The sequence below is a fragment of the Streptomyces sp. NPDC058579 genome, assembly GCF_042718575.1.
Taxonomy (GTDB): Bacteria; Actinomycetota; Actinomycetes; order Streptomycetales; family Streptomycetaceae; genus Streptomyces.
In genome coordinates this window covers 1-7,382 of the sequence record NZ_JBHXPI010000080.1, presented here as the reverse complement: position 1 = coordinate 7,382, position 7,382 = coordinate 1, and the positions used below count along the sequence as shown (strand labels likewise).

Annotated in this window: 7 protein-coding genes; 5 read left to right on the top strand and 2 right to left on the bottom strand. The window is 71.5% G+C overall.

The annotated features are described in order from the left end of the window. Positions 1-55: 55 nt before the first annotated feature. Positions 56-2,197 carry a PQQ-binding-like beta-propeller repeat protein gene (locus tag ACFWRO_RS36790; protein WP_384518989.1) on the bottom strand — a complete coding sequence of 714 codons (2,142 nt, stop codon included), beginning with the start codon at positions 2,195-2,197 and terminating at the stop codon, positions 56-58. A gap of 156 nt (positions 2,198-2,353) precedes the next feature. Between ACFWRO_RS36790 and ACFWRO_RS36785 the strand changes: the two genes are divergently transcribed. From ACFWRO_RS36785 to proC, 5 genes are all read left to right on the top strand, one after another. Then, positions 2,354-2,659, top strand: coding sequence for an SH3 domain-containing protein (locus tag ACFWRO_RS36785; RefSeq protein WP_384518986.1), 306 nt, complete (start codon positions 2,354-2,356; stop codon positions 2,657-2,659). 43 nt (positions 2,660-2,702) lie between these two features. Then, the gene (locus tag ACFWRO_RS36780; protein WP_384518984.1) at positions 2,703-3,242 is read left to right on the top strand and encodes a hypothetical protein; all 540 of its coding nucleotides are present in this window, start codon (positions 2,703-2,705) and stop codon (positions 3,240-3,242) included. Between the two features lie 127 nt (positions 3,243-3,369). Then, positions 3,370-4,173 (top strand): ABC transporter ATP-binding protein, encoded by an 804-nt coding sequence (locus ACFWRO_RS36775; protein ID WP_384518981.1) that lies wholly within the window; start codon positions 3,370-3,372, stop codon positions 4,171-4,173. Then, a complete protein-coding gene (locus ACFWRO_RS36770) occupies positions 4,170-4,907 on the top strand; it encodes an ABC transporter permease (RefSeq protein ID WP_384518978.1) in 738 nt (245 codons plus the stop codon). Before ACFWRO_RS36775 ends, ACFWRO_RS36770 begins: the two co-directional genes overlap by 4 nt. A gap of 84 nt (positions 4,908-4,991) precedes the next feature. Continuing rightward, positions 4,992-5,801 carry a pyrroline-5-carboxylate reductase gene (proC, locus tag ACFWRO_RS36765; protein ID WP_384518976.1) on the top strand — a complete coding sequence of 270 codons (810 nt, stop codon included), beginning with the start codon at positions 4,992-4,994 and terminating at the stop codon, positions 5,799-5,801. A gap of 42 nt (positions 5,802-5,843) precedes the next feature. Here the strand turns inward: proC and trpS are convergent, their stop codons facing one another. Next, the gene (gene trpS, locus ACFWRO_RS36760) at positions 5,844-6,842 is read right to left on the bottom strand and encodes a tryptophan--tRNA ligase (protein WP_384518973.1); all 999 of its coding nucleotides are present in this window, start codon (positions 6,840-6,842) and stop codon (positions 5,844-5,846) included. Positions 6,843-7,382: the final 540 nt, after the last annotated feature.

The following is a 7,382-nucleotide window of genomic DNA, read 5'->3' as shown; positions in this document are numbered from 1 at the left end:
GAGCGGCCCGAAAGGCCACTCCCCGCGCGCCTCTGTGTATGACGTGACGGGGGTTTCACCACCCCGCCGGATCCCGCCCGTCCACCGCGAACACGGACCCGTCGGGCGCGGTCCCGAACACCTTGTCGCCGACGACGACGGGCGCGGCCACCGTCGCCGCGTACCCGAGCCGCCCGTCCCGCAGCCGGGGCCCGGTCTGCCCGAGCAGCGCCCCGCGCCCGGTGTCGACGGCGAGCAACCGCCCGTCGGCCACGGAGAAGTAGAGCCGCCCATCAGGCCCGAGCACCGGCGCGGACACGTTCCCCGCCGCCGTCTCCAGCTCCCAGAGCATCCGCCCGCCGACTGTGTCCACGGCGGTGAGGCGGCCGGTGGTGTCGAGGAGGTAGGCGGTGTCGCCGGCCACCACGATCCTCGGGTCGTCCAGCGGGTACGGCAGGGCGGTACGGCGTACGGAACCGTCGGCGGGGTCGTACCGGACGAGTGCGTCGGTCTGACTGTCCGCGTTCGACGACCGCAGGAACACCACACCCCTCGGTCCCGTCCCCACGGGTACGAGATCGCCCGCGAGCCGCGTCCGCCGGACGACCTCGCCGGTCTCGGGCCGCAGGGCCCCGAGCGAGGTGCGGGCGGCGCCGCCCGTGGTCTCGAAGACGGCCACGAGACCTGAGACCTCGTCGTACGGGCCGAAGAGGGGCGCGGTGAAGCCGGCCAGGGCGCGGCGCCAGAGCTGCTTCCCGGTGTCCCCGTCGACGGCCCGGACGGCCGAGGAGGAGGTCGGGTAGAGCAGCGTGTTCCCGGCCGGGTTGGCGCCTTCCTGGCGTGCGGCGGTGCCGGTGTCCCAGACCTGAGCACCTCGGTCGGCGGAGAACGCCCGCAGGGTCCCGTCGCCCGCGACGGCCCCGATCAGACCGCCGAAGGGCACGGGGGCCGAGACCTGTTCGCCGGGCGTCCCGGGCCGCGACCAGAGCACGCGGCCGGTGGCGGGGTCGAGGCGGGCGAGCGCGACGCCCCGGGCCGAGCAGTAGAGCGCGTCGGCCGCGGTGACGCAGGCAGGGGCGGCCGGGTCTCCGCCCTTCCCAAGGACGGTCTCCCAGCCGTCGAAGGAGGCCTCGCCGACGGGCTGCGGCCGGTGCGCGGGGGCGTCGCCGTCCCCCGCGTGCAGGGCCACGAACGCGCCGCCGGCCGCGAGGACCGCGAGCGCGGCGACGACCACGAGCGACGGCCGGCGCAGTCGCCTCCGCCGGGCGCGCGGCACCGAGGCCCGTACGGGCGTGTCGGCATCCCACGCCCCCGAAGGGGGTGACGCGTCCGGGAGCGGGTCCGGCAGCGTGAGCGGCCGCCGCTGGGCGGGTATGAACGCCGCCGCCTCGTACGACGGAGGCTGCAGCGCCGCCATGATCTCGGCCGGAGTCGGCCGCTCCGCCGCCTCCTTGGCCAGACAGCGCGCGACGAGCGGAGCGAGCGCGTCCGGAACCCCCGTCAGATCCGGCTCGTCGTGGACGACTTGGTACGCCACGATGTACGGGCTGTCCGAGTCGAACGGCCCGTGCCCGGTCGCCGCGTGCACCAGTACGGCGCCGAGCGCGAACACGTCCGCCGCAGGCCCCACCTCGCGGGGCCGCTGGAACTGCTCGGGCGCCATGAACGGCGGCGAGCCGATCAGCTTCCCGGTCTCCGTGTGCAGATCGCTGTCGACCGGCCGGGAGATGCCGAAGTCGATGACCTTCGGCCCGGTGTCGGTCAGCAGCACGTTGCTCGGCTTGAGGTCCCGGTGCACGACACCGGCCCGGTGGATGTCGCGGAGCGCCTCGGCCAGTCCGGCCGTCAGCCTGCGCAACTCGGCGGGGGACAGCGGCCCGTTCCGTTTCACCTGGTCGGCGAGTGTCGGGCCGGGCACGTAGAGGGTGGCCATCCAGGGGCGTTCGGCGTCGGGATCGGCGTCCACGACGGGTGCGGTGAAGGCGCCGCTCACCCGGCGCGCGGCGGCCACCTCCTGGCGGAAACGCGCCCTGAACTCGGGGTCCTCCGCGTACTGTCCGTGCACCACCTTGACCGCGAGCCGCAGCCCGGAGGCGGAGGTGGCCAGGTGCACCACGCCCATGCCGCCCGCGCCGAGACAGGCCTGGAGACGGTACTCACCGGCGTACTCGGGCTCTTCCGCTTCCCGGTCGGCACCGGTCCTGCGCAACGGCGGCATCGCCCACCCCCGTGTGGTTCCGCGTCGACTTCGCGCGCGTGCGCGACGCACGGAGCCTAGTCGATGGCGTACGGGATGTCGGTGGGGCTTGCTAGCCTGCGCGTCGCGGAGAGTGAAAGTCAGCGGAGCGCTTTTGCGCCAACGGGGGAGAACGAGATGGGCATGGACAAGACGGCAGCCGGCACGGAACAGGCCGGGGTCTCGACGATGGGCGCGGTGCGCTATCCCGTCGCTCCCGGTTACCGGGTGAACGTGCGCTCGGGCCCGGGCACGCAGCACCGCATCGTGCGGACGCTCGCCCTGGACGTCCGGGTGCCGATCCACTGCCAGACGACGGGCGAGCGCGTCAGCGGCCCGTACGGCACGACGAACATCTGGGACAACATCGCGGCCGGGGAGTTCATCTCGGACGCGTACGTGAAGACGGGCAGCGACGGCTTCGTCGCCAAGCGCTGCGGCTGACGCCTTCCGTCCCCTCTTCCTGAGGATCCGGGATAATCGACTCGTGAGCGACGAAGACCAGACCACCAAGCCGACCGACACCGGCGCCGCAGACACCGCAGGCGTGCCCGCCGGTCCGCAGCCCGAGGAGATCCGCTTCTTCGGGACGACCTGGGTGGAGCACGACGGCCAGTACGGGCTGCGCCGCGCCGGTGTCGCCCTCGGGGCGCTCGCCGCCGCCGCGGCGGGCTGCTTCGTCCTGCGCTTCGCCTACCAGGGCCTGGAGATCGCCGAGGTCGGCGGCTTCGTGAACATGCTCGTGGTGCTGATGTTCGCGATCTGCAGCGCCATCGCCTTCCGCAAGACCTGGGAGGGCTTCGTCCGCCGCCCGGCCGACCCGGGCCGCGAGGACTCGCTGCGCAGCCTCAAGATGATCGGCTTCATCGGCTCCCTCCTCGCCTACTTCTTCCGCTGCTTCACCGAGGCACCGGGCGAGAAACTGCGCCGCACCGAGTACGAGACGGCCCGCAAGCAGTACGACAAGCGCCGAGGCGCCCGCACGGGCAACCCGGCGGCCCGAGAGAAGCCCAAGCGCAAGCAGTAGGGACGCCCTACCACCATCAGAGCCCCGGCCGACACCCATCGGCCGGGGCTCTGACGCGTGCCGCGACTGCCGCGACGTCTGCCCCGACGCTTGACGCCCAGATCCCCCCAGGAGCATTATTCAACGCATGATGAATTACTCGGAAGGGGACCCGGCCCCAGCGATCCCCGCGATCTCCGCGCACGCCCTCACCGTCGTACGAGGCGACCGCGCCGTCCTACGAGGCCTCGACTTCGCCGTCCCCCCGGGCAGGATCACCGGCCTCCTCGGCCCCTCCGGCTGCGGCAAGTCCACCCTCATGCGCGCGATCGTCGGCACCCAGGCCAACGTCACCGGAACCCTCGAGGTCCTCGGCCGCCCCGCCGGCGACGCCGCCCTGCGCTCCCGCATCGGCTACGTCACCCAGGCGCCGTCCGTCTACGACGACCTCACCGTCCGCCAGAACCTCGACTACTTCGCCGCCGTCCTCCTCCCCGGCCGCGCCCACCGCGAAGAGCGCCGCGCCACCGTCGCCCGCGCCATCGACGACGTCGATCTCGCCTCGCACGCCGACGCCCTCGCCGGCCGGCTCTCCGGCGGCCAGCGCAGCCGCGTCTCCCTCGCCGTCGCCCTCCTCGGCACCCCGGAAGTCCTCGTCCTCGACGAACCCACCGTCGGACTCGACCCCGTCCTCCGCCGCGACCTGTGGAACCTCTTCCACCGCATCGCCGCCGACCGAGGCACCGCGATCCTCGTCTCCTCCCACGTCATGGACGAGGCCGAACGCTGCCACCGGCTCCTCCTCATGCGCGACGGCGAGATCCTCGCCGAGGACACCCCCGAGGCCCTGCGCCGCCGCAACGACACCGCCACCGTCGAAGAGGCCTTCCTCCACCTCGTCGACGCCGCCGACGCCCGCGAAGCCGTACGCCTCCAGGAGCCCCAGCGATGACCAGCGCCCGCACCCTCGCCACCGCCGCCCGCGTCCTACGGCAGCTGCGTCACGACCCGCGCTCGATCGCCCTGATGCTCCTCGTGCCCTGTCTGATGCTCTTCCTGCTCCGGTACGTCTTCGACGGCAACCCGCGCACCTTCGACAACATCGGCGCCTCACTGCTCGGCATCTTCCCGCTGATCACGATGTTCCTCGTGACCTCGATCGCCACCCTGCGCGAACGCACCTCCGGCACCCTGGAACGCCTGCTCGCCATGCCGCTGGGCAAGGGCGACCTCATCGCCGGCTACGCCCTCGCCTTCGGCCTCCTCGCCATCGTCCAGTCCGCCCTCGCCACCGGACTCGCCCTCGGCCTCCTCGGACTCGACGTTGTCGGCTCGCCCTGGCTGCTCCTCCTCGTCGCGCTCCTCGACGCCCTCCTCGGCACCGCCCTCGGCCTCTTCGTCTCGGCCTTCGCCGCCTCCGAGTTCCAGGCCGTCCAGTTCATGCCGGCCGTGATCTTCCCGCAGCTCCTGCTCTGCGGCCTCTTCATCGCCCGCGACCAGATGCAGCCCGTCCTCGAAGGGATCTCGAACGTGCTGCCCATGTCGTACGCCGTCGACGGCATGAACGAGGTCCTCCGCAACCCCGACATCACCGGCGACTTCGTCCGCGACGCCCTCGTCGTCGCAGGCTGTGCCCTCCTCGTCCTCGCCCTCGGCGCGGCCACCCTCCGCCGCCGCACGGCCTGACCGCCCCTCGGACACCCGCACCGCGCGCACCCGCGCGGTGCGAGGATGGCGACACGTATTCCTTACGGCGAGGTGAACAGAGCCATGACCCAGACCGTCGCAGTCCTCGGCACCGGCAAGATCGGTGAAGCGCTCCTCAGCGGCATGATCCGAGCCGGCTGGCGCCCCGCCAACCTCCTGGTCACCGCCCGCCGCACCGAACGCGCCGAAGAGCTGCGCGCCCGCTACGGCGTCGAGACCGTCACCAACGCCGAGGCCGCCAAGCGCGCCGACACCCTCATCCTCGCCGTAAAGCCGCAGGACATGGGCCGTCTCCTCGACGAGCTCGCCCCCCACGTCACCGCCGACCGCCTGGTCATCAGCGCCGCCGCTGGTATCCCCACCTCCTTCATCGAGGAACGGCTCACCACCGGCACCCCCGTCGTCCGTGTCATGCCCAACACCCCCGTCCTCGTCGACGAGGGCATGTCCGTCATCTCGGCCGGCAGCCACGCCACCCCCGACCACCTCGTGCACACCGAGGAGATCTTCGGCGGCGTGGGCAAGACGCTCCGCGTCCCCGAGTCCCAGCAGGACGCCGCCACCGCCCTCTCCGGCTCCGGCCCGGCCTACTTCTACTTCCTCGTCGAGGCCATGACCGACGCCGGCATCCTCCTCGGCCTGCCCCGCGCCCAGGCCCACGACCTGATCGTCCAGGCCGCCATCGGCGCCGCCGTGATGCTCCGCGACAGCGGGGAGCACCCGGTCAAGCTCCGCGAAGCCGTCACCTCCCCGGCCGGCACCACCATCAGCGCCATCCGCGAACTGGAGAACCACGGCGTACGCGCCGCCCTCATCGCCGCCCTGGAAGCGGCCCGCGACCGCAGCCGCGAACTCGCCAACGGCAACGGCTGACGTACGCCGGTGGCGAGGCCGCCCTCGCCACCACGGCCACCGTCACCCGGCGGGCATCAACCCGATCGCCCGATAGGCCCGGTCCACCAACGGCCGAGCCATCCCCCGTGCCCGCTCGGCCCCCTCCCGTAGAACCTGATCCACATACCCCGGATCGGCCGCCAGCTCCGCGTGCCGCTCCCGCACCGGCCGCAACATCTCGACCACCGCATCCGCTGTTTCTCGTTTCAAGGATCCGTACGACTCATATACACCGGCCAGGGCTTCCGGGTTCCCACCCGTCGAGGCCGCCAGCAGATCGAGCAGATTCGCGACCCCGGGCCGGCCCTCCCGGTCGTAGGCGACATCCCGCCCGCTGTCGGTCACGGCCCGCATGATCTTCCGCCGGACGGTCTCCTCGTCGTCGAGCAGATAGACGATCCCGGCCCCGTTCTCGTGCGACTTCCCCATCTTCGAACCGGGGTCCTGCAGATCCATCACCCGAGCCGCCACCTCGGGATGCGTCGCCTTCGGCACCGTGAACACATGCCCGTACCGCTGGTTGAACCGCACCGCCAGATCCCGGGTCAGCTCCACGTGCTGCGTCTGGTCCTCACCGACCGGCACCTCATCGGTCCCATAGGCCAGGATGTCCGCCGCCATCAGCACCGGATACGTCAGCAACGACAGCCGCACCCCCTGCCCGGCCGCCACCGCCCGCGCGCCCTTCTCCTTGTACTGGATCATCCGCCGCAGCTCGCCGTCCGTGGCCGTGCACTCCAGCAGGTACGAGAGCCGCGCGTGCTCGTCCACATGACTCTGGACGAAGAGGGTGCACAGCTTCGGATCGAGGCCCGCGGCCAACATCAGCGTGGCCGCCTGCCGGCTGAGCCGCCGCACCCGCGCCGGATCGTGGTCCACGGTCAGCGCGTGCAGATCCACGACGCTGAACAACGAGTCCGACACGTACTGGTCCACCTCGACCCACCGCCGCACGGCCCCGAGGTAGTTCCCCAGGGTCAGATGGCCGGTCGGCTTGATCCCGCTGAAGATCCGCTTCATCGCGTTCGTTCTCCCTCTCCGATGTGCGCCGACCCGTCGGCCGCACTCCCGGAGGGGATACGCGAACGGCCGCCGAGTCGGCGGCCGCTGGGTGCATGCGTCTAGTGGGGCCGCCGGGTCAGGCGGCCCACCACTGAGTGGTGCGCGCATGCGTGGTCATACCCCGGAGGGTACGCCCGAGGACCGGGGTTGACATGGGATTCCCTGCTACGTAGTGTTCTCCGAGTTGTCCGACGTGAGCACCGACTCCGGTCGGCCCCGGACAGCGATTCCGCAAGATCCATTTGAAGCTGACGGCGCTTCGTCGTGTCGTCGTGCTTTCCGTGCGTTTTTGCGAAATGAGGAATCCGCGTTCGAAGGTTTGAGCGCGAGCCGCCCGATTAGCGTCGGGGGCAAGGAATCCGCTAAAGTCTCACTCGTCGGAACGGCCCAACAGCCGCGAAGACAACCCCCACTGACTGGGAATCAGGCCCGAAAGGATCTGATAGAGTCGGAAACGCAGGAAGGCCGAAACGGGAAACCGAAGAAGCCGGAAAGCAC